We start from the raw sequence: 21,051 nt of genomic DNA, 5'->3' as shown, positions 1-21,051 counted from the left end.
GAAATGGAGATCGTTTGTGAAGATTTTCAAAAGGCGTTATCGAAAATAAAATTGCTACGAGAAAACGCTAATATAATAGAAGAAACTGTTCAAAGAAGTGTAAGAGAGATTGTTCAAAATGTAAGGGAGAATAGGGATGAGGCCCTATCTTTTTATACAAACAAGTTTGATGGTGTAAAGATGAAAGAGTTTCGTGTAAGGGAAGAAGAAATAGAACGAGCGAGTATGTTCGTAGAAAATTCATTTTTAGAAGCGTTACAAGAGGCGAAGAAAAACATTATATCGTATCATGAAAAGCAAAAAAGGCAATCTATATTCGATTGCGAGAGTAAAGGTATCATTAGGGGACAAATTATTCGGCCGTTAGAAAATGTAGGAGTATATGTGCCAGGGGGAACTGCTTCGTATCCTTCGTCAGTATTAATGAATGTATTACCAGCGAAACTCGCTGGTGTGAAAAAGATTGTAATGGTAACACCGCCGAGAGAAGGAGGAATTGATCCACATATTTTAGTTGCCGCAAGTCTTGCAGGGGTAGATGAAATGTATATGATAGGTGGTGCGCAAGCAATTGCTGCTTTAGCATACGGGACGGAATCGATTCCGAAAGTGGATAAAATAGTTGGACCAGGAAATTTGTACGTCGCTCTAGCAAAACGAGAAGTATATGGAATAGTAAATATCGATATGATTGCTGGACCATCAGAAATTGTAGTTATCGCTGATGAAACCGGCAATGCAAAATATATTGCTGCTGATTTATTATCACAGGCAGAGCATGACGAGAGAGCGACAGCAATTTGTATTACAACGAATATAGAGTTAGCAAAAGAAGTAGAAAAGGAGATAGAAAGACAGTTAGAAACATTACCAAGAAGCGAAATTGCACGTGAATCGATAAATAGAAATGGAGCCATTTGTATCGTTCCCTCTTTAGATGAGGCACTACAATTATCGAATGAAATCGCCCCGGAACATTTAGAGTTACATATAAAAGAACCGATGAATGCACTAGCTTACGTGAAACATGCAGGATCTATCTTTCTTGGACCATATGCGCCGGAACCACTTGGCGATTATCTAGCAGGACCGAATCATGTGTTACCGACAAGTGGAACGGCAAGGTTTTTCTCACCGTTATCAGTCGATGATTTCGTGAAAAAATCAAGCTTTCTGTCTTATACAGAGGAAGCGTTAAGAGATGTACAACATCACATTGTAGAACTTGCGAATAAAGAAGGGTTACATGCGCATGCGAGAGCAATTCAAATAAGATTTGAGGAGGAAGAATAATGCGTGAGTCTAGTCAAATACGTGAGACGACAGAAACAAAGATAAAATTAAGTTTGCAGCTTGATGAAGGAAAGGATGTTTCTGTACAAACGGGAGTTGGATTTTTTGATCATATGCTAACTTTATTTGCAAGGCATGGAAGATTCGGTTTGCAAGTGGAGGCGGAAGGCGATGTATTTGTTGATGCACATCATACAGTTGAAGATGTTGGAATTGTGCTTGGAAATTGTTTGAAAGAAGCATTGCAAAATAAAGAGGGGATTAACCGTTATGGCTCTGCTTATGTACCGATGGATGAATCTTTAGGTTTTGTCGCAATTGATATAAGCGGACGCTCGTATATTGTATTTCAAGGAGAATTAACGAATCCGAAGCTAGGGGATTTTGATACAGAACTAACAGAAGAATTCTTTAGAGCAGTTGCTCATGCTGCAAATATTACATTACATGCTCGCGTTTTATATGGAAGTAATACACATCACAAAGTTGAAGCATTATTTAAAGCATTTGGTCGAGCGCTTAGGGAAGCAGTTGATAAAAATGCCAACATTACTGGTGTAAATTCAACGAAAGGGATGTTGTAATTGATTGCTATTATAGATTATGGAATGGGAAATATTCGTAGTGTAGAACAAGCATTAAAATATATTGGAGCAGAGTACACCGTAACGAGTGATAAAGAAGAGATTTTTAGAAGTGATGGAGTGATTTTGCCAGGAGTAGGTGCATTTCCAAAAGCGATGGATGTATTGGAAGAAAAAGATTTAGTGTGTGTATTAAAAGAAATCGGGCGTTCAGGAAAACCGCTTCTAGGCATTTGCTTAGGAATGCAACTTTTATTTGAAAATAGTGAGGAACTACAAGACTGTAACGGATTAAGTTTATTGCCAGGTGTTATTCGAAAGCTAAAAGTCCCTTATAAAATTCCACATATGGGATGGAATGAGCTAAAGAAAGAGGGAGAAATAGCGCTTTGGAATGGAGTAGAGGACGGTTCATTCGTATATTATGTCCACTCTTATTACGCAGATTGTCCTAATGAAATTGTATATGGAATAAGTGAATATGGATTGAAAGTACCTGGTTTTGTAGCGAAAGGAAATATATACGGCGCACAGTTTCATCCTGAAAAAAGTGGTGACATTGGGATGCAAATGTTGAAAAATTTCAAAGGGGTGGTAGAAGCATGGAAATCTTCCCAGCTATCGATTTAAAAGAGGGACGATGCGTTAGACTGTATCAAGGAGAGTTTAGTAAAGAAACAGTAATGAATGAAGACCCGGTTGCGCAAGCGATTATATTCGAAAAATCAGGAGCGAAAACACTGCATATTGTTGATTTAGATGGTGCAATTGCTGGGCAGTCAGTAAATTTGCTCGTTATTGAAAGGATTTGCAAGGCAGTACGTATTCCAGTGCAAGTAGGAGGAGGTATTCGATCACTTGTAGCGGTAGAGAAGTTATTGTCAGTAGGTGTAGATAAAGTGATTTTAGGAACAGTTGCTCTTTATGATAAGGAATTTTTAGAGGAAGCAGTTCGTCTATATAAAGAAAAAATCATTGTTGGAATTGATGCGAAGAATGGTTTCGTAGCAACGAGAGGCTGGCTCGACGTGTCTGAAATTTCTTACATTGATTTAGCGAAGCAAATGGAGAATGTAGGTGTTCAAACGATTGTGTTTACAGACATTTCGAAAGACGGAACACTTGCAGGGCCAAATGTAGAGCAATTGGAGTTACTACAAAAAAGTGTTACTATTCGTCTTATTGCTTCTGGAGGAGTGGCATCTATTCAAGATGTGAAAAAATTAAATGATATGAATATATACGGCGTCATAATTGGTAAGGCTCTTTACGAGAAAATGATTAATTTAGAAGAAGTGTTAGAGGTAACAAAGTTATGTTAGCGAAACGAATTATTCCATGTCTAGATGTGAAAGAAGGGCGAGTCGTAAAAGGTGTAAATTTTATAGGATTACAAGACGTCGGTGATCCTGTTGAAATAGCTGCTTTATACAATGATGCGGGAGCAGATGAAATTGTATTTTTAGATATTACGGCAACGCATGAAGGACGAAAAACAATTATCGATGTTGTAGAACAAACAGCTGCGAAAGTATTTATTCCTCTTACAGTTGGTGGGGGGATTTCAAGTGTTAAAGATATGTACAATTTACTAAGAGCTGGAGCGGATAAAGTTTCAATTAACTCAGCGGCAGTGCGAAATCCAAAGCTAATCAAAGAAGGGGCAGAACACTTTGGCTCACAATGTATTGTTGTCGCAATTGATGCTAGCAAAATAGCAGAAGATAAGTGGAATGTATATGTGAACGGCGGAAGAGTTGATACGGGAATGGATGCAATTGAATGGGCAAAGCGCGTTACCGAGCTAGGGGCAGGCGAAATTTTGTTAACGAGTATGGATGCAGATGGAACGAAAAATGGATATGACCTTGGTTTAATAGAAGAAATTTCAAAAAGCGTTTCCGTACCAGTCATCGCGTCAGGCGGGTGCGGTCATGTTGATCACATTATAGAAGTCTTTCAAAAGACAACAGTTGATGCAGCGTTAGCGGCATCCATCTTTCATTACGGTGAGGCGACAATGCAAGACGTAAAGAGAAAATTAAGAAATGCAAACGTTGAGGTGCGGTTATGAAACCAAACTTTGCAAAAGGATTACTACCAGCAGTTGTAATGGAAGAAGGTACAAACGAGGTTTTAATGCTAGCTTATATGAATGAAGAAGCATATGAAAAAACGCTAGAAACGAAAAGAACATGGTTTTATTCTCGTTCAAGAAGGTCGTTATGGAATAAAGGAGAAACATCAGGAAATGTCCAATATGTGCAATCGCTTTATCTAGATTGTGATCAAGATTCAATCGTTGTTGTCGTAAAACAAGTAGGACCTGCTTGTCATACAGGAGAGAAAACGTGTTTTCATTATAAAATTATATAGGGGGATACATATGGGAAACGCCTTTACATTACTATTTGAAACAATTGAAGAACGAAAGAGAAATCCACTTCCTGAATCGTATACAAATTACTTGTTTTCAAAAGGAGAAGATAAAATTTTAAAGAAAATTGGTGAAGAATGCACGGAAGTAATTATCGCATCTAAAAATAATGATAAAGAAGAATTAGTGAAAGAAATGGTGGATGTATTGTATCACTGCTTCGTTTTATTAGCCGAAAAAAATATATCATTAGAAGATGTTATGGAGGAAGTGACAGAAAGAAATGGGAAGCTTTCGCGAGTAGGGGACAGAAGAGACATAGATACATTATAAGGGGGAATATAGATGAAGGTGGATTATCACATTCATTTAGAAGAAGGGCCATATTCAATAGGGTGGCTAGCTAAAATAAATGAATCATTGCAACAGTATGAACCGCTTAAAGAAGAAAAACATTCTATGGAATGGCTTGTGAAAACACAAGAACGCCTGCAAAGACGTGTGAAAGAAGGGCCATTTACAACAAAATGGATTGATTTATATTTAGAAGAAGCTTTGCGAAAAGGTATAAAAGAAGTTGGTATTGTCGATCATTTATACCGTTTTTATGAAGCGAAAGAATACTATGAAAGATATGTCGATATTAGTGATTCTAAGCTTGGTCGTTTACAGAAGGAATGGCTAGATCAAGTAAGGGTAGCATCACTACATGATTTTACAAAGGCAATAGAAGAAGCGAAAGAACGTTGGAGTAAACGAGGCGTGACGCTTAAACTTGGAATTGAAGCGGATTATTTTATTGGTGGTGAACAAGAATTACAATCTTTACTAGCATTAGGAGACTTTGATTATGTAATTGGTTCTGTCCATTTTTTAAATGGCTGGGGATTTGATAATCCAGACACGAAAGAATATTTTAAGGAGCATGACTTATATGCTTTATATGATACGTTTTTCAAAACGGTTGAGTGTGCAGTTCGCTCTCAGTTATTTGATATAATAGCTCATCTTGATAACATAAAAGTATTTAATCATCGGTTAGATGAGAATGAACAACTTTCGTATTATAAGGAAATTGCGCGTGCATTAGTAGAAACTAATACGGCAACGGAAATAAATGCAGGATTGTACTATCGCTATCCTGTGCGCGAAATGTGTCCGAGTCCACTATATTTACAAGTATTAGCTAAGCACGAGGTTCCGATTACTCTCTCCTCAGATGCTCATTATCCGCATGATTTAGGAAAATATGTGGAAGAGAATATAAAGACGTTACGTAATCATGATATTTCACACTTAGCTACCTTTACGAAACGAGTAAGAACGATGAGATTACTGGAAGAAGAAGTATCCATTTCAAAATGATCACGATTTTTTGATGAAAACTCTCCTTTTTGTTCAAAATAAGAAAGAATAAAAAGGAGGGTAAGAAATGGCGAAACAACAAAATAAACAAAATGTACAAAGTGCACAGCAACAAGCGTATACTTCTGAAACGAATGCTACATCTCAATCCGTTATTGAGGAACAAATTAGTGATACAGTTGCAGAAGGAACGATCGATGTGAAGCTTGGAAAAGAATCGCAAGAAAAAGCATAAGAAGAGGGGAGACTTGCATCTCCTCTTTTTTTATGGAAAAGTGTCGATTTTCAAAACTATAATCAAATTCCTTGGTTTTTATATGTGGATTTCTTACAATGAAAGATAAGAGGTATCTTATTTTCTATAGAAGAGGTGTTAGTAGTGGCGAAAATATTAGTAGCAGGAAAAATTCCAGCAATCGGATTAGAACTATTAAAGGATCATGATGTAGAAATGTACGATAAAGAGGCTTTAATTTCTTTAGATGAATTAACAGAGCGTGCAAAAGATAAAGATGCATTGTTAAGCCTACTTTCTACAAAGGTGACAAAAGAAGTAATTGATGCGGCACCTAATTTGAAAATTATTGCAAACTACGGTGCTGGTTACGATAATATTGATTACTCGTATGCCGGAGAAAAAGGCATTGCGGTAACGAATACACCGAAAGTATCAACTGAAGCGACAGCAGAATTAACATTTGCACTTCTTTTAGCAGCTGCACGTAGAATTCCGGAAGGTGATACGCTATGTCGTACAACTGGATTTAACGGATGGGCACCATTATTTTTCTTAGGCCGTGAAGTACATGGGAAAACAATTGGAATTATTGGCCTTGGAGAAATCGGAAAGGCAGTTGCAAAGCGTGCGAAAGCGTTTGGAATGAATGTTTTATATACAGGGCCAAATCGAAAACCTGAAGCTGAAAGTGAACTGGAAGCAACATATGTAACATTGGAAGAATTATTACAAACAGCAGACTTTATTACAATTAACTGTGCGTATAATCCGAAATTGCATCATATGATTGATGAAGAACAGTTTAAAATGATGAAGAAAACAGCGTATATTGTAAATGCTTCACGTGGACCAATAATGCATGAAGCGGCACTTGCTCATGCATTAAAAACGAATGAAATTGAAGGAGCGGCTCTTGACGTGTTTGAATTTGAACCAAAAATTACTGAAGAGCTAAAAGGATTAAAGAATGTAGTACTTGCTCCTCACGTAGGAAATGCAACATTCGAAACGCGTGATGCGATGGCTGAAATGGCAGTAAGAAATATTTTAGCCGTATTAAACGGTGAAGAGCCTGTAACACCTGTAAATCAAAAAGCAGTAGTTACAAAATAAAAAGAAACCTTCCGAAATCGGAAGGTTTCTTATTTTTCTTTATTTGCTCTTTTAGATGGTCTTTGTCTAAGAAATTGAGATAGCATATACAAAATATATAGTGGAATAGCAATGAATAAGAAAACAGAAAAGTTACCGATCCCTGTTTGGTACATTGTGATAATGCTTCCAACTAAAAATAGTGTAATAATGATGCTATATCGTGGAAGTGGTACATCTTTTAAACTTGGGATACGAATGCGGCTCACCATCAAAAATGCGAACGTTACAAAGACTGTAATAAGAACGATTTTTGGAATGATATGTGAAAATAATGTTAAGAAAGCAACAAGCCCTCCCGCTGCTGTAATCGGTACCCCAGTGAAATATTTCATTGAAGTAGAAGATGGTGTTACATTAAATCGTGCTAAACGATATGCTCCGAAAAGAGGGAATAGTCCCGCTATGTATAGTCCGATGATTCCGTAATTGGAGAAAGATGTGTAATACATAAGAACAGCAGGTGCGGCACCAAATGTCACGACATCCGCAAGTGAGTCAAGCTCTTTTCCCATTTGTGAATCAACGCGTAATAAACGAGCAACACGCCCATCAAGACTATCTAACATCATCCCGATAAGTACTAAAATAGCAGCTGATTTATAATATCCTAAAGATGCATAGCCGATTGACAAGAATCCACTATATAAATTTCCGAGCGTAAATAAGTTTGGAATAGCTGCTCTATACAAAATCTGATCCCTTGCTTTCTGTAATAAATTCTTAATTAGTGTATGAAATTTTACTTATTTTATCATACCATAAATTTCTTCCTCATACGAAAGAAATTCCCAATTTGTGAAAGATTTCATAGAAGAATGATTTGAAAAATAAGTAAAAAAAGAAGCAACTTTTATAAAGTTGCTTCTAGTACTACTCAAATTTCGTTGTCATTGTTCCAGTTTTATAACGATTGTTAGGATCGAAACGTAATAAATCTCCATAAATGAGTTTATCGGAGAGTTTCAATTCAGTTTTCGCTTTTTCAATATTTGGTTGGCATAATGAAATGTCAGCTTCTTCACCTGTATTTCGTTTATAGCACATGTTTTTTGTATACACATAATCTTCCGAAACGAAGCTACCATCACGCATTACCATAAGTGGATCTTTTTCTTTAATAAATAAGTCAGTTCCAAATTCAATGGATTGATTTGTTTTAATACCAAGTAAATGAAGTAGCGTTGGTTTAATATCAATTTGACCAGATACTTTAGAAATGACTTTTCCTTCTTGACCAGGTACATGAATAATGAGAGGGACGCGTTGTAATTGCATAGAATCAAACGGTGTAATAGCGTCTTTCCCAAGGAACTGGGCCATAGCTGCATTATGGTTTTCTGAAATGCCGTAATGATCTCCATAAATGACAATAACAGAATTATCATACAGCCCTTCATCTTTTAACTGTTTAATAAATAATTTAAGAGCTTCATCCGTGTAACGAACGGTTGGGAAGTAGCGGTTTACAACACCACTTTCCGAATTAAACTCATCAACATATTGATCTTCTGGATTTAGAAGAAATGGAAAATGGTTTGTTAAAGTAATAAATTTTGTATAGAACGGTTGTGGTAAAGATTTTAACTTTGGAATCGATTGTTCAAAGAACTCTTTATCTTTTAATCCCCAGCCGACAGACATTTGTTCTGTGCCTACGTAATCATTTAAATTAAAGTAACGATCATATCCGAGAGCAGGATACATTACATCACGATTCCAAAACGTTTTATCGTTTGAATGGAAGACAGCAGAAGAATATCCGTATTTCTTTAATTGCTCTGGTGTAGCTGTATATTCATTTGTTGCGTGAGTAAAGAATACAGAACCGCGGTCTAACGGATAAAGTGAATTTTCAACGATAAATTCAGCATCAGAAGTTTTACCTTGTCCCGTTTGATGATAGAAGTTATCGAAATAAAAACTATCTTTAATAAATTCATTTAAAAATGGAGTAATTTCTTTTCCATTTATTTTTTTATTAATAACAAAACTTTGTGTAGATTCCATGGAAATCAAAATAACATTTTTACCTTTTGCAGCTCCGAATAAGTCTTTATCAACTTGCTTATCTTTTGAGTCTGTATAGTTTTTAATTTCAGAGAACCCGTCTCCACTTGCAAATACACGTTCAGCTGAAGATTTAGATTGAAGTGTTATATCAAATAGATGATATGTGTATAAACCTAAATTTTTCACGACTGTTTGACGATCAAATGAGCGTGAGAACATTTGTGGTTTATAAATAACGGAAACAACAATTTGTAGTGCTAATAAAGCTGTTACACCGCTAAAGAAAGTTCGCTTCTCAGAGCGAGAAAGCGGCGTCTTGTCACAAAATGCCGGGAATTTACGTGAAAGAAACATTAAAATAATCGCATCTGCAAATAAAAGTAATGTTTTGTACGTAAAGAGTTCTTTTATACTCGTCCCTAAATCAGCCATATTATTTGTTTGGAATAAAACTGGGAATGTAACGAAATCGTTATAAAACCCATAAAACATTGCATTTCCAAATAAAATAAAGGACAGTATAAAACTGATTCCAACTATAATGCGGTTTCGGTGTTTAGATGCAAATAAAGCAAAACCGAAAAATAAAAGTAACGCAGCTAGTGGATTAATAAAAAGCATAAATTCTTCAAAGAAATTATCAATTTTAATATCAAATGCTAGCTTGTACACAATATATGTTTTTATCCATAATAAAACGACTGCAACGAGTGCAAATCGCAGTTTTGGAAACAGACGTTGTAGCATAATATACTCCTCTCCTAAAAAGCATGACCGTTCTTGTGAGCTGGTTTGATTAGCACCTCATTTTATATATACGAACAGTCCTTTATTATTATGTTTATTATACTATGAGTATCATTATACGAAAATAAAAGAGAGTTGTGGGCTTTTTTATAATAATTGAGTAGAAAAAGGGCAGTAGGAGACAATAAAACGGAGTTTCTATGTATGATTATTATCGTGTGCAGAAAGAATCGTGTAACAATACGGAGGTTATCATGCGAAAATTATTATATTTTATAGTATGCAGTAGTGTTATACTTTTTGCTTCACCAAGTGTGTCGGTAGCCCAATATGATGCACCTCTTATGGAAGATGCCCTTTATTCTGTTTTGTTTCCCAAAATAAATAAAGCCATTGAAAAACAATATGGGAGCTTAAAGCCTTATCAATGTCCTAAAATTATTAGTTTAAAAAAAGTATATAGCGGTACATATTTATTTCAAGCGGTTATTGAAGTGACGAAATATGAACAGGTTGGTGGGAAAATTGTTCCGCCATTTGAAAAAGTAACAATTACTTTTAATAATGAAGAAGGCGAATGGGAAGTGACAAAGATTTTAGTAAAGCGCTTACCAAATGATACGAAATTAAACTGTAAAAAAACAATATAAAAAATTGTTTGACAAATAAAATGGTCCTTTGGTATTGTTAATAGCAACAATTAGATGTTTGAAAATTAAATAGACTTACCTCATCTACTCTCAAAGGTAGAGGCCGCAATAGGAAAGAGTAAGCTATGGGAGATTTAATGGAATCTGTGATCATAGGTTGAAAGGGACTATTGCCGAAATATAAGAATAACCATCTTATTCATATATTGGGACTACATTGAATAAATGTAGTACTGTCATAAGATTTCTTTTATGGAGAGCTATTTGGAGATGTTGATGCGGTTTCTTATTTTGAGGAGATAACAACTCGTTTATTTTTTCAATATATATTTTTCCTAATAAGAAACGCGTGTGAACATTGTTCCGCGCGTTTTTTGTCTATCTAAAAGCGTGCTGCAATGAATAGAAGATTGGGGTTATGAGTTTTAGAGGAAATAAGGGAGGAATTCAAATGTATTTACACGGCACAAGCCGAATCAATGGGCAAGGACACTTAGAAATTGGAGGGTGCGATACGACGCAGCTAGCAAAACAATACGGAACACCACTTTATGTATACGATGAAGAGTCTATTCGAGGAAAGTGCCGCGCGTTTCATCGTGCTTTTAAAGAAAGTGGGTTCTCTTATCAAGTAGCATATGCAAGCAAGGCGTTCTTGTGCATGGAGATGTGCCGAGTAGCTCGTGAAGAGAATATGTCATTAGATGTTGTTTCTGGAGGGGAATTATATACTGCGCTTCAAGCAGGATTTCCAGCATCGCGTATTCATTTTCACGGCAATAATAAAACAGAAGAAGAGATTGTGATGGCGCTTCAGGCGAATATTGGTTGTTTTGTTGTCGATAATTTCTTAGAATTAGAAATTTTGCATGATTTAGCAGGGCAACATGGGAAATTTGTGAACATATTAATCCGTGTAACGCCTGGAGTAGAGGCGCACACACATGAATATATTACAACAGGCCAAGATGATTCAAAATTTGGATTTGGCGTGTCAAATGGTCAAGCGATGCAAGCAATTGAGCTTGCTTTACAAAAATCAAATTATAATGTGTTAGGAATTCATTCACATATCGGATCTCAAATATTTGAAACGGCTGGATTTGTTCGGGCGATTGAAGTTCTTCATCAATTTTTAGAAGAAGTGAGAGAGAGAGCGAACTATGTAGTGAAAGTATTAAATGTGGGCGGAGGATTCGGAATACGCTACACAGAGTCAGATACACCATTAACTCTTGAGACATATGTGCGAGCTGTAACCAGTGCAGTGAGGGAACAATTTACAGCATGTAATTATCCCTTGCCAGAAATATGGGTTGAACCAGGCCGTAGTATTGTAGGTGATGCTGGAACGACAATTTATACAGTTGGATCTGTGAAAGACATTCCTGGTATTCGGAAATATGTATCAGTGGATGGTGGGATGACTGATAACTTAAGACCTGCTTTATATAACGCGCGTTATGAAGCGATGTTAGCGAATCGAGGAAATGATGAGAATGAGGAAGTCGTTTCGATTGCTGGGAAATGTTGTGAGAGTGGAGATATGTTAATTTGGGATATTACTCTACCGAAAGTTGCTTCTGCCGATTTACTAGCAATTTCTTGTACAGGGGCATACGGGTACTCGATGGCGAATAATTATAATCGGATTCGTAGACCAGCTGTCGTCTTCGCGAAAGGCGGCACATCACAAATTGTTGTAGAGCGCGAAACATATGAAAATATTATTGGGAACGATCGCATACGTATTAAAGAATTGGTTTAAAATGAGGAAAAAGGAGTTGTTCGGATGGACAATTCCTTTTTTATAAAATAAAATAATTAAAATATATCGGAAAACTAGGATTGAAAAAAATCAGAATTGTGATAAAATACAAATACAAAGCTTATCAAGAGAAGCGGAGGGAACTGGCCCGACGAAGCTCGGCAACCTGCTTATAGAAAGCAAGGTGCTAAATCCAGCAAAATGGAATCCATTTTGAAAGATAAGGTAAAATATATTACCGAACAGTCTTTTCGAAATGGGAAAGATTTTTTTTATGAATAAAAAGGGGGGCTGTTCGCGTGAGCGTACGGGAACATTTTGAGGAAGTATCTGAGAAAATTCAAGCGATGCTTGCTGATATGAAATATGGTTCAATTACAATTGTTGTGCAGGATGGGAAAGTCATTCAATTAGAGAAAAGTGAAAAAGTACGTTTAAAGTAAAAAGCGCTGACTAGAAAAACTAGAGGCGGTTTTAACCTATTTTGATTAGGTTAAAACCGTCTTTTTGCTTTTACAGGGGGAAAAAACATGTTGACGTATGAAACGTGGGAAGAAAATAATGTTTCATTTTCAGAAGAAGATGAAACAAAAGGCGCGCTATCTGTTTTAAGTTGGGCTTATAAAGAATATGAAAGTGAAATTGTATACGCATGTAGCTTTGGAGTGGAAGGGATGGTACTACTGCACCTTATAAACCAAGTAAATCCATCTGCTAAAGTTGTATTTTTAGATACAAATGTTCATTTTCGCGAAACGTATAAATTAATTCAAAAAGTGCGGGAACGATTTCCTTCATTAAATATTATAGAAAAACAGCCGGAACTTACACTTGATGAACAAGCGAAGTTGCATGGTGAGAAATTATGGGAAAGTAATCCGAATCTTTGTTGTAAAATTAGAAAAATTTTACCGTTAGAAAAATCATTAGCAGCAGAAAAAGCGTGGATATCGGGCTTAAGGAGGGAACAATCAGAAACACGTAAGCATACACAGTTTATAAATCAAGATCATCGCTTTCAATCTATTAAAGTTTGTCCACTCATTCATTGGACGTGGAAAGAAGTGTGGCGATATGTATACAAACATAGCTTGCCGTATAACCCGCTCCATGATATTGGGTATCCAAGTATTGGGTGTGAGAAATGTACGTTACCTGTAGGAGAGGGTGGCGATTCGAGAGATGGTAGGTGGGCCGGGAAAGTGAAAACAGAATGTGGTCTTCATTACCAATAAGATGAATTTGAAAATAAAGCTAAGAGAGGGTATAGAAAATGAGTAAAAGAAACGAATTAATAAATCGAATAGACGAGACATACGACGTATCACAAATTGAAAAAGAAATTGGGCTAGACAACATTGCATTAAGTGATTTAGAGCTATTAGCGACAGGGGGATATAGCCCACTTACAGGTTTTTTAGGAAAGAAAGATTACGATTCGGTCGTAGAAACGATTCGTTTAGCTAATGGGAGCGTTTGGAGTATCCCCATTACATTACCGGTAACAGAAGACGTAGCAGAGAGTCTGAAAATTGGAGAGAAAGTAAAGCTTGTCAGTGATGGAAATATATATGGTGTCATTCAAATAGAAGATATTTTTGTACCAGATAAAGAAAAAGAAGCGTTACTTGTATATAAAACGACGGATGAGGCTCATCCAGGAGTGAAGAAGTTATATGAGCGACCGAACGTTTATGTCGGTGGAGCTATTATTCTTACAAAACGTTTTGAAAATAATCCATTTCCTTCTTATCATTTAGATCCAATTGAAACGAAAGAAGAATTTAAGAAACGTGGTTGGAAAACAGTAGTCGGATTTCAAACGAGAAACCCGGTACATCGTGCTCATGAGTATATTCAAAAATCTGCTCTTGAAATTGTAGATGGCCTCTTTTTAAATCCGCTCGTTGGGGAAACGAAGTCGGATGATATTCCTGCTGATGTAAGGATGGAAAGCTATGAAGTATTACTTCAAAACTATTATCCGAAAGATCGTGTCTTTTTAGGTGTATTTCCTGCAGCGATGCGTTACGCAGGACCGAGGGAAGCGATATTCCATGCATTAGTTAGAAAGAATTTTGGATGTACTCACTTTATTGTAGGACGCGATCATGCAGGGGTAGGAGATTATTACGGTACTTATGAAGCGCAAGAAATTTTTACAAACTTTACAGTGGAAGAGTTAGGAATTACACCGTTATTTTTTGAACATAGTTTTTACTGCACGAAATGTGAAGCGATGGCTTCGACGAAAACATGCCCGCACGGCAAAGAAGATCATGTTATTTTATCGGGTACGAAAGTAAGAGAGCTATTAAGAAATGGTGAGGTTCCGCCAAGTACATTTAGTCGTAAAGAAGTAGTAGAAGTACTAATTAAAGGTTTGAAAAAAGAAGTAGTAACAGAATAAGGAGAGAATGAGATGGATACAAATATTACTTGGCATACGGCATCTGTTTCAAAAGATGAGAGAAGAGTAAAAAATGGGCATCATAGTTTTGTAATTTGGTTTACTGGTCTATCAGCTTCAGGTAAATCTACGGTGGCGAACGCGGTTGCTCGTAAACTATTTGAAAAGAATATTGGAAACTATGTACTAGATGGTGATAATATACGCCACGGTTTAAATAAAGACTTAGGTTTTTCTGAAAGTGATCGTATGGAAAATATAAGACGGATTGGCGAAGTGGCGAAGCTATTTGTAGATCAAGGTACGGTTGTTCTTACAGCGTTTATTTCACCATTTCGAGTAGACCGAAAACAAGTGAGGGATTTATTAGCTGCAGATGAGTTTATTGAAGTGTTTGTAAAGTGCCCAATTGAAGAGTGTGAGAAGCGTGATCCGAAAGGGCTTTATAAAAAAGCAAGACAAGGTGATATTAAAGAGTTTACTGGTGTTGATTCACCGTATGAGGAACCAGAGCAAGCAGAATTAATTGTAGAAACGCACAAGTATTCTATTGAAGAATGTGCAGAACAAATCGTGAAGTACTTACAAGAGCGTAGTTTTATATAGGGGGATAAAAAATGAGTTATGAAAAAGTATGGGCTAACAATGAAAAATTAAATCAAGCTGAGAAAAATAAATTAAAAAAAGATGGATTGGAAATCTTTAATGATATTCCTTACTATGCAGAGAATGGCTTTGAATCTATTCCGAAAGAAGAGTGGGACGCATTCAAATGGGCTGGGTTGTATTTACAAAGACCGAAAGAAGCGGGTTATTTTATGATGCGTGTAAATATTCCGTCAGGGATTATTACGAATGCACAGGCAGAAGTGCTTGCTTCTATCGCTGAGGATTATGGGCGTGACGTAATAGATATTACGACAAGACAGGCAATTCAGTTTCATTGGCTAGAAATTCATCAAATGCCAGATATTTTTAAAAGATTAGCAAGAGTTGGGTTATCTTCAGCTGGGGCTTGTGGTGATATAACGCGTAATATTACAGGGAATCCACTTGCTGGCATTGATGCAAATGAACTATTTGATACAACGCATATTGTGAAAGAGGTATATGACTATTTCCAACATAATGAGGAGTTTTCTAACTTACCACGTAAATTTAAAATGTCTATTAGTTCTAATATTTATAATTCAGCAAACGCAGAAATTAACTGTGTTGCATTTACACCTGCTACGAAAGAAATAGATGGTGAGAAAAAAGTTGGTTTTCATATAAAAGTAGGCGGTGGATTATCAGCTCGTCCATATTTAGCTGATGAATTAGATGTATTCGTTTTACCAGAAGAAGTGAAGACGGTAGCGATTGCGATTGCTACGATATTCCGTGATTTTGGATACCGTGAAAAACGTCATTTAGCTCGTTTGAAATTTCTTGTTGCAGACTGGGGAGCAGAGAAATTTAAAGAGAAACTAATAGAGTATACAGGACCATTGCAAAGTAAAGGAGAAGGTGCTCTAAAAGGCTGGAATGCGGGATACTTTTATGGAGTTCAAGATCAAAAACAAGATGGCCTTAAATATGTAGGTTTTAATGTACCAGTAGGACGTCTACATGCAAAAGAAATGTTTGAGATTGCGAGAATTGCTAAGCAGTATGGAAATGGACAAATTCGCACATGTAACTCGCAAAACTTTATTATTCCGAATGTTCCGCCAGAAAATGTAACGGGTTTATTAAATGAACCATTGTTTGAAGCGATATCAGCAAGTCCGAAATCGTTTATTGGTCATGCGGTTTCTTGTACTGGTATTGAATATTGCAATCTTGCATTAGTAGAAACGAAAGAAAGATTACGCAAAATCGCCGAATACTTAGATACACAAATTGCACTCGATGTTCCGGTTCGTATTCATATGGTAGGATGCCCGAATTCATGTGGTCAACGTCAAATTGCTGACATTGGATTACAAGGGGTGAAAATGAAAACGAAGGAAAAAGGGATTGTTGAAGCATTTGAAATATACGTAGGTGGAACGTTGTTAGATGGCGGTGCTTACAATCAAAAGTTAAAAGGGAAAATAGATGGCGAGGATCTACCTGATGTACTTGCATCATTTATAAGTTATTTCAAAGAGAATAAATTACCAGCTGAAACGTTTTATGATTTTGTTGGTCGTATCGGTGTAGACACACTACAAATAGCGTTAAATACCGTGTTAGAAGAAGTACTAGCGTCTTAGGAGGGACAATATGGATTTATATCGATTTGAAGCCGTGTTAGTGAATAGTATTGTTCCGATTGTTGTCGTTGCTCAAAGTGAAGAACAGGCATTTAAGCTCGCGGAGATGGAGCTTGAAAAGCATTTTTTACCGCTGCCAGAAGTAAAGGAAATTTCTCTATTTGAAAAAAAGAAGATTCGAAAAGGTGCGGCATTTGTTATTCATGAGTAGGGAACAGGTAATAGGAAATGATGAAAACTTCCATTCGTATATAAGGATGGAAGTTTCACTTTAATAGTAGAAATGAGGAGAGATGATGGGGAAGGTTTATATCGTTGGAGCAGGTCCTGGTGATCCAGATTTAATTACTGTGAAAGGATCGAAATGTATTGAGAGAGCAGACGTTATTTTATACGACCGTCTCGTAAATAAAGAGTTGCTTTCATACGCAAAGCCTGAAGCGGATTTAATTTATTGTGGAAAGCTACCAAATTATCACACGATGAAGCAAGAGACAATTAACACGTTTCTTATTAAATACGCGAAAAAAGGAAAAGTTGTAACGAGGCTAAAGGGCGGGGATCCATTTGTATTTGGTAGAGGGGGAGAAGAAGCTGAAGCGTTAGCGAAGCAAGGTGTACCGTTTGAAATTGTTCCTGGTATTTCAGCTGGAATAGCTGCTCCTGCTTATGCTGGCATTCCAGTGACACATCGTGATGCGAGTGCAAGTTTTGCTATTGTGACAGGGCATAGGAAAGAAGATGCTGAAGAGGAAGTGAAGTGGGAACATTTAGCGAAAGGTGTAGAGACCTTAGCTGTATATATGGGGGTTAGTAATTTACCCTACATATGTGAACAACTGGTCAAAAATGGAAAAGATACAAGTACGCCTGCTGCTATTATTGAGAGGGGAACGACTTCTATGCAGCGCACAGTTGTCGGGACGTTAGGGACAATTGTAGATGTTGCGAAAAAAGAACAAATTCAAAATCCGAGTATGATTGTAATTGGAGAAGTGGTCCGTTTTAGGGAAAAGATCCATTGGTTTGAGAAACAGACGGAAAGTACGTATCGAGTAAGCGGAGTGTTATAAAATGAAAGCCATCTTATATATATGTCATGGAAGTCGTTTGAAAGCCGCTAAAGAAGAAGCGATTACGTTTATTACGTCATGCATGAACCGTGTAGAGGCAAGTATTCAAGAAGTTTGTTTTTTAGAGTTAGCGAGTCCAACGATTGATGAAGGGTTCCGTACATGTGTGAGTCGTGGTGCTACAGAGATTATTGTTATTCCAGTTTTTCTATTAGCGGCAGGTCACGTGAAAAAAGATATCCCGTTTGAATTAGAAAAGTTAAATAATCAATTTTCAAGTGTTAAAGTGACCTATGGTAATCCGTTTGGTGTATCAGAAACACTCGTTAAATCAGTGTATAACGGAAGTGGTATCGAACAGGAAGATAAGAATGAAGTGACGTTACTTCTCGTTGCAAGAGGTAGTAGCGATCCTGAAGTATTAAAAGATATAAACTGGATCGCTTCTTTATTTCAAACGGAAGAGAAAATTAAAAAAGTAGAGGTTTGCTATTTAGCAGCTGCCGAGCCGAAATTTGAGGAGAAGTTAAAGGAAGTTGTAGAACGAAAAGAAAAGAATATCGTTGTACTGCCTTACTTATTATTTACCGGTTTACTTATGAAACATATTGAAAAAGAAGTGCGCCAATATGAGTCGGATGAGATAAAAATAAGTCCTTATTTAGGAAAGAATGAAGCGTTTCAATATATGTTAATTCAGAAAACGAAGAAATTATTGAAGGGAGATCAATATGTATCCACTTACAGTGCGAGTTGAGAAGAAACGTGTTGTTGTCATTGGTGGAGGGAAAGTCGCGGGATTTAAAATTATTCCTTTACTAAAACAAGGTGCAGATATAATTGTGATAAGTCCTGAATTGGATGCGGATTTAGTGAAACTAGTGGAACATAAGCAAATTCGTTGGTATCAAAGGGAGTATGAAAAAAGTGATATTCAAGGTGCTTTTTTAGTTGTTGCAGCGAGTGGCGATGCCGTATTAAATGAACAAGTTGCTGAAGATAGTGCAGAGAATCAATTAGTAAATGTTATTACGAACCCGGAAAGTGGGAATGTTCATTTTCCGGCGGCGATTCATCGTGGATTACTGAATGTGGCTGTTTCTACTGGAGGAGCGAGTCCGAAACTGGCAAAAAAAATTCGTGATGATATCGCAAATAAATATGATGAGGCGTATGAAGCGTATCTTGATTTTTTATACGAAGTTAGAATAAAAGTGAAAGAATTACAAATAGAGAAAAAGCAGAGAAATATATTGTTGCAAGAAGTGTTAAAATCGATATACATTCAAAATGAACAAAAAAGAGAATTGTTTTTACAAGAATTAGAGAGAAGAGTTCATATAGGATAATGAATAAATTGTACTTTACAACTATAAAAATATAATTTATAATCACAAGTAACTTCAATAGATGAAATCGATGAGCAAGAAGAGTACGTATATTTGATACGGTCAGAGAGCTGGGGTAAGGTGTGAGCCCGGTACGATAAAATATACAGAATGGGCTTGCGAGAGGTATGTTGAACATTGTAGTAGGCAACCCGGGTTCCGCCGTTAAAAGGATAGAGTATCGGAATTTTTCCTGTACTTGAACAAGTGGGATTTATCAATCCAATTGAGGTGGTACCACGGTATTTACATTACATATATCGTCCTCTACATGCATATTTGCGTGTAGGGGACTTTTTTATTTTCTAAAGGAGGTGTGCGAGTATGAAATGAAAGTGTATAATTAACAAAAGTTTAAATATTCAGAAAAGGGGAAATTATGATGAAAGAAACACAGCAATGGACGTCGAAAATAGGCTTTGTACTCGCAGCAGCCGGAGCCGCAGTAGGTCTTGGGGCCATATGGAAATTTCCATATGTTGCAGGTAATGGTGGGGGAGGCGCATTCTTCCTTGTATTTTTACTATTAACTTTATTTATAGGTATGCCACTTCTTTTAGCTGAATTTGTTATTGGACGTAGCACGCAAAAAGAGGCAGTTACAGCATATAAAGTATTGGTGCCAAATAGTAAGTTATATCCTTGGATTGGTCGCATGGGAGTTGTTACTTGTTTTAGTGTACTATCATTTTATAGTGTTGTAGGTGGATGGATTTTACTGTACTTATACTATAGTGTTACAGGAAGCTTCTGGAATGGTGTTGTTGATTACGGGAAATTATTTGGTGAAACAATTTCAAATCCAGTAAGCGCGATTGGAGCGCAATTTATCTTCATGCTTTGTACTATTTTTGTTGTAAGTAAAGGTGTCGAGAAAGGGATAGAAAAAGCAAGTAAGTATATGATGCCGCTATTATTTATTTTGTTTATTGCGATTATAGTTCGTGCTTTAACACTTGATGGTGCTTTTGCTGGAGTAGAGTTCTTCTTGAAACCAGATTTTTCAAAGCTAACAGCAGATACGATTTTATACGCGATGGGACAATCGTTCTTCTCGCTAACAGTAGGTGCTTCAGTAATGGTCACGTATAGTTCGTATTTGAAGAAAGAAGAACATTTAGCTAAATCAGCAACATCTATTGTAAGTTTAACTGTTTTTATTACAGTGCTTGCAGGATTAGCAATTTTCCCGGCGATTTTCGCATTAGGCGTTAAGCCGACTGAAGGACCAGGACTACTGTTTATCGTCCTTCCAGCAGTATTTGCAAAAATACCATTTGGACAATTTTTCTTCATTATGTTTTTAGTTTTATTCTTCTTTGCAACGTTAACATCTGCGATTTCTATGCTTGAAATTGTAGTAGCATCTGTTGCGAAAGATAATGAGAAAAAGCGTCCGTCAGCATCATTATTAATTGGTATTCTTATTTTTGCAGTTGGAATCCCGTCAGCATTATCGTTTGGAATTATGAGTGATGTGAAAATATTTGGTAAGACATTCTTTGATTTCGTCGATTTTTCGGTAAGTAATGTATTACTGCCGCTTGGCGTACTAGCCATCTCGCTATTCGTACCAAATAAAATGAGTAAAGAAATGTTAATGAAAGAATTAGAAGTTACGGAAACGAAAGGGAAAACATTATTTAATATTTGGTTCTTCTTGCTTCGTTATGTTATTCCAGTAACGGTAATTATTGTATTTTTAAATGTGATAGGCGTATTTAAAATGTTTGCATAATAAAAAGACGGAGAA

At 36.5% G+C, this 21,051-nt stretch carries 24 protein-coding genes, 2 riboswitches and 1 other annotated feature; of the genes, 22 read left to right on the top strand and 2 right to left on the bottom strand.

The features are described 5' to 3' along the window. The first annotated feature begins 3 nt into the window (after window positions 1-3). From hisD to AABL52_RS19790, 10 genes are all read left to right on the top strand, one after another. Window positions 4-1,293 carry a histidinol dehydrogenase gene (gene hisD, locus AABL52_RS19835; protein ID WP_341518250.1) on the top strand — a complete coding sequence of 430 codons (1,290 nt, stop codon included), beginning with the start codon at window positions 4-6 and terminating at the stop codon, window positions 1,291-1,293. Beyond that, on the top strand, window positions 1,293-1,877 hold the full coding sequence (hisB, locus tag AABL52_RS19830; protein ID WP_001209293.1) for an imidazoleglycerol-phosphate dehydratase HisB: 585 nt from the start codon (window positions 1,293-1,295) through the stop codon (window positions 1,875-1,877). The genes hisD and hisB overlap by 1 nt, the downstream gene beginning before the upstream one ends. After that, window positions 1,878-2,507 carry an imidazole glycerol phosphate synthase subunit HisH gene (hisH, locus tag AABL52_RS19825; RefSeq protein WP_097843828.1) on the top strand — a complete coding sequence of 210 codons (630 nt, stop codon included), beginning with the start codon at window positions 1,878-1,880 and terminating at the stop codon, window positions 2,505-2,507. It begins immediately after the preceding gene. Beyond that, window positions 2,480-3,199, top strand: a complete 720-nt coding sequence (gene hisA / locus AABL52_RS19820; RefSeq protein ID WP_341518249.1) for a 1-(5-phosphoribosyl)-5-[(5-phosphoribosylamino)methylideneamino]imidazole-4-carboxamide isomerase — start codon at window positions 2,480-2,482, stop codon at window positions 3,197-3,199. The genes hisH and hisA overlap by 28 nt, the downstream gene beginning before the upstream one ends. Beyond that, window positions 3,193-3,951, top strand: coding sequence for an imidazole glycerol phosphate synthase subunit HisF (gene hisF / locus AABL52_RS19815; RefSeq protein WP_341518248.1), 759 nt, complete (start codon window positions 3,193-3,195; stop codon window positions 3,949-3,951). The genes hisA and hisF overlap by 7 nt, the downstream gene beginning before the upstream one ends. Beyond that, window positions 3,948-4,253, top strand: a complete 306-nt coding sequence (gene hisI, locus AABL52_RS19810; RefSeq protein ID WP_000803954.1) for a phosphoribosyl-AMP cyclohydrolase — start codon at window positions 3,948-3,950, stop codon at window positions 4,251-4,253. Before hisF ends, hisI (AABL52_RS19810) begins: the two co-directional genes overlap by 4 nt. Before the next feature lie 10 nt (window positions 4,254-4,263). Then, the gene (hisI, locus tag AABL52_RS19805) at window positions 4,264-4,587 is read left to right on the top strand and encodes a phosphoribosyl-ATP pyrophosphatase (protein ID WP_000525958.1); all 324 of its coding nucleotides are present in this window, start codon (window positions 4,264-4,266) and stop codon (window positions 4,585-4,587) included. Window positions 4,588-4,599: 12 nt separating this feature from the next. Further along, window positions 4,600-5,619: a histidinol phosphate phosphatase domain-containing protein gene (locus tag AABL52_RS19800; protein WP_341518247.1), complete on the top strand. Its 1,020-nt coding sequence runs from the start codon at window positions 4,600-4,602 to the stop codon at window positions 5,617-5,619. A 67-nt stretch (window positions 5,620-5,686) separates the two neighbouring features. Beyond that, the gene (locus AABL52_RS19795; RefSeq protein ID WP_001118891.1) at window positions 5,687-5,854 is read left to right on the top strand and encodes a DUF4025 domain-containing protein; all 168 of its coding nucleotides are present in this window, start codon (window positions 5,687-5,689) and stop codon (window positions 5,852-5,854) included. 144 nt (window positions 5,855-5,998) lie between these two features. Then, on the top strand, window positions 5,999-6,970 hold the full coding sequence (locus tag AABL52_RS19790) for an NAD(P)-dependent oxidoreductase (protein ID WP_001062818.1): 972 nt from the start codon (window positions 5,999-6,001) through the stop codon (window positions 6,968-6,970). A 29-nt stretch (window positions 6,971-6,999) separates the two neighbouring features. Here AABL52_RS19790 and pssA read toward each other — a convergent pair whose 3' ends face one another. After that, a complete protein-coding gene (gene pssA / locus AABL52_RS19785; protein ID WP_000285414.1) occupies window positions 7,000-7,701 on the bottom strand; it encodes a CDP-diacylglycerol--serine O-phosphatidyltransferase in 702 nt (233 codons plus the stop codon). Between the two features lie 181 nt (window positions 7,702-7,882). Then, entirely contained in the window at window positions 7,883-9,769 is a 1,887-nt protein-coding gene (locus AABL52_RS19780; RefSeq protein WP_341518246.1) for an LTA synthase family protein, read from the bottom strand. Window positions 9,770-10,023: 254 nt separating this feature from the next. Here AABL52_RS19780 and AABL52_RS19775 point away from each other — a divergent pair, with 254 nt between their 5' ends. The 12 genes from AABL52_RS19775 to AABL52_RS19720 all read left to right on the top strand — a co-directional run bounded on the left by AABL52_RS19775 (window position 10,024) and on the right by AABL52_RS19720 (window position 21,036). Next, a complete protein-coding gene (locus AABL52_RS19775) occupies window positions 10,024-10,419 on the top strand; it encodes a DUF3888 domain-containing protein (RefSeq protein ID WP_001228835.1) in 396 nt (131 codons plus the stop codon). 89 nt (window positions 10,420-10,508) lie between these two features. Beyond that, window positions 10,509-10,690, top strand: a riboswitch (Lysine riboswitch). Between the two features lie 180 nt (window positions 10,691-10,870). Beyond that, the gene (gene lysA, locus AABL52_RS19770) at window positions 10,871-12,187 is read left to right on the top strand and encodes a diaminopimelate decarboxylase (RefSeq protein ID WP_000280653.1); all 1,317 of its coding nucleotides are present in this window, start codon (window positions 10,871-10,873) and stop codon (window positions 12,185-12,187) included. 118 nt (window positions 12,188-12,305) lie between these two features. After that, window positions 12,306-12,414: riboswitch (SAM riboswitch) on the top strand. A 72-nt stretch (window positions 12,415-12,486) separates the two neighbouring features. Next, window positions 12,487-12,630: a YezD family protein gene (locus tag AABL52_RS19765; RefSeq protein ID WP_000116163.1), complete on the top strand. Its 144-nt coding sequence runs from the start codon at window positions 12,487-12,489 to the stop codon at window positions 12,628-12,630. Window positions 12,631-12,717: 87 nt separating this feature from the next. Beyond that, window positions 12,718-13,422, top strand: a complete 705-nt coding sequence (locus tag AABL52_RS19760; RefSeq protein ID WP_341518245.1) for a phosphoadenylyl-sulfate reductase — start codon at window positions 12,718-12,720, stop codon at window positions 13,420-13,422. Window positions 13,423-13,460: 38 nt separating this feature from the next. Then, window positions 13,461-14,597: a sulfate adenylyltransferase gene (gene sat / locus AABL52_RS19755; protein WP_341518244.1), complete on the top strand. Its 1,137-nt coding sequence runs from the start codon at window positions 13,461-13,463 to the stop codon at window positions 14,595-14,597. Between the two features lie 12 nt (window positions 14,598-14,609). Then, window positions 14,610-15,203, top strand: coding sequence for an adenylyl-sulfate kinase (gene cysC, locus AABL52_RS19750; RefSeq protein ID WP_061678641.1), 594 nt, complete (start codon window positions 14,610-14,612; stop codon window positions 15,201-15,203). 11 nt (window positions 15,204-15,214) lie between these two features. After that, a complete protein-coding gene (locus AABL52_RS19745) occupies window positions 15,215-16,837 on the top strand; it encodes a nitrite/sulfite reductase (protein WP_341518243.1) in 1,623 nt (540 codons plus the stop codon). Window positions 16,838-16,847: 10 nt separating this feature from the next. Beyond that, on the top strand, window positions 16,848-17,048 hold the full coding sequence (locus tag AABL52_RS19740; RefSeq protein WP_000366917.1) for a DUF3906 family protein: 201 nt from the start codon (window positions 16,848-16,850) through the stop codon (window positions 17,046-17,048). Window positions 17,049-17,133: 85 nt separating this feature from the next. Beyond that, window positions 17,134-17,910, top strand: a complete 777-nt coding sequence (gene cobA / locus AABL52_RS19735) for a uroporphyrinogen-III C-methyltransferase (protein WP_341518242.1) — start codon at window positions 17,134-17,136, stop codon at window positions 17,908-17,910. Window position 17,911: 1 nt separating this feature from the next. Further along, window positions 17,912-18,667 carry a sirohydrochlorin chelatase gene (locus tag AABL52_RS19730; protein ID WP_000644350.1) on the top strand — a complete coding sequence of 252 codons (756 nt, stop codon included), beginning with the start codon at window positions 17,912-17,914 and terminating at the stop codon, window positions 18,665-18,667. Further along, on the top strand, window positions 18,642-19,259 hold the full coding sequence (locus tag AABL52_RS19725) for an NAD(P)-binding protein (RefSeq protein WP_341518241.1): 618 nt from the start codon (window positions 18,642-18,644) through the stop codon (window positions 19,257-19,259). Before AABL52_RS19730 ends, AABL52_RS19725 begins: the two co-directional genes overlap by 26 nt. Before the next feature lie 61 nt (window positions 19,260-19,320). After that, window positions 19,321-19,569: a binding site (T-box leader), on the top strand. A gap of 111 nt (window positions 19,570-19,680) precedes the next feature. Continuing rightward, on the top strand, window positions 19,681-21,036 hold the full coding sequence (locus tag AABL52_RS19720) for a sodium-dependent transporter (RefSeq protein ID WP_341519740.1): 1,356 nt from the start codon (window positions 19,681-19,683) through the stop codon (window positions 21,034-21,036). Window positions 21,037-21,051: the final 15 nt, after the last annotated feature.

Source organism: Bacillus paramobilis (assembly GCF_038096195.1).
In the GTDB taxonomy this organism is placed as follows: Bacteria; Bacillota; Bacilli; order Bacillales; family Bacillaceae_G; genus Bacillus_A; species Bacillus_A mobilis.
The sequence above is the reverse complement of the archived record's forward strand: the minus strand, read 5'-3'. Positions and strand labels throughout refer to the sequence as shown.

Bases quoted from the DNA above. Each gene is read 5' to 3' on its own strand.
- hisD (WP_341518250.1), top strand. From the start codon at position 4: ATGGAGATCGTTTGTGAAGATTTTCAAAAGGCGTTATCGAAAATAAAA.
- hisB (WP_001209293.1), top strand. From the start codon at position 1,293: ATGCGTGAGTCTAGTCAAATACGTGAGACGACAGAAACAAAGATAAAA.
- hisA (WP_341518249.1), top strand. From the start codon at position 2,480: ATGGAAATCTTCCCAGCTATCGATTTAAAAGAGGGACGATGCGTTAGA.
- hisF (WP_341518248.1), top strand. From the start codon at position 3,193: ATGTTAGCGAAACGAATTATTCCATGTCTAGATGTGAAAGAAGGGCGA.
- hisI (WP_000803954.1), top strand. From the start codon at position 3,948: ATGAAACCAAACTTTGCAAAAGGATTACTACCAGCAGTTGTAATGGAA.
- hisI (WP_000525958.1), top strand. From the start codon at position 4,264: ATGGGAAACGCCTTTACATTACTATTTGAAACAATTGAAGAACGAAAG.
- AABL52_RS19800 (WP_341518247.1), top strand. From the start codon at position 4,600: ATGAAGGTGGATTATCACATTCATTTAGAAGAAGGGCCATATTCAATA.
- AABL52_RS19795 (WP_001118891.1), top strand. From the start codon at position 5,687: ATGGCGAAACAACAAAATAAACAAAATGTACAAAGTGCACAGCAACAA.
- AABL52_RS19780 (WP_341518246.1), bottom strand. From the start codon at position 9,769: ATGCTACAACGTCTGTTTCCAAAACTGCGATTTGCACTCGTTGCAGTC.
- AABL52_RS19775 (WP_001228835.1), top strand. From the start codon at position 10,024: ATGCGAAAATTATTATATTTTATAGTATGCAGTAGTGTTATACTTTTT.
- lysA (WP_000280653.1), top strand. From the start codon at position 10,871: ATGTATTTACACGGCACAAGCCGAATCAATGGGCAAGGACACTTAGAA.
- AABL52_RS19760 (WP_341518245.1), top strand. From the start codon at position 12,718: ATGTTGACGTATGAAACGTGGGAAGAAAATAATGTTTCATTTTCAGAA.
- sat (WP_341518244.1), top strand. From the start codon at position 13,461: ATGAGTAAAAGAAACGAATTAATAAATCGAATAGACGAGACATACGAC.
- cysC (WP_061678641.1), top strand. From the start codon at position 14,610: ATGGATACAAATATTACTTGGCATACGGCATCTGTTTCAAAAGATGAG.
- AABL52_RS19745 (WP_341518243.1), top strand. From the start codon at position 15,215: ATGAGTTATGAAAAAGTATGGGCTAACAATGAAAAATTAAATCAAGCT.
- AABL52_RS19740 (WP_000366917.1), top strand. From the start codon at position 16,848: ATGGATTTATATCGATTTGAAGCCGTGTTAGTGAATAGTATTGTTCCG.
- cobA (WP_341518242.1), top strand. From the start codon at position 17,134: ATGGGGAAGGTTTATATCGTTGGAGCAGGTCCTGGTGATCCAGATTTA.
- AABL52_RS19730 (WP_000644350.1), top strand. From the start codon at position 17,912: ATGAAAGCCATCTTATATATATGTCATGGAAGTCGTTTGAAAGCCGCT.
- AABL52_RS19725 (WP_341518241.1), top strand. From the start codon at position 18,642: ATGTATCCACTTACAGTGCGAGTTGAGAAGAAACGTGTTGTTGTCATT.
- AABL52_RS19720 (WP_341519740.1), top strand. From the start codon at position 19,681: ATGAAAGAAACACAGCAATGGACGTCGAAAATAGGCTTTGTACTCGCA.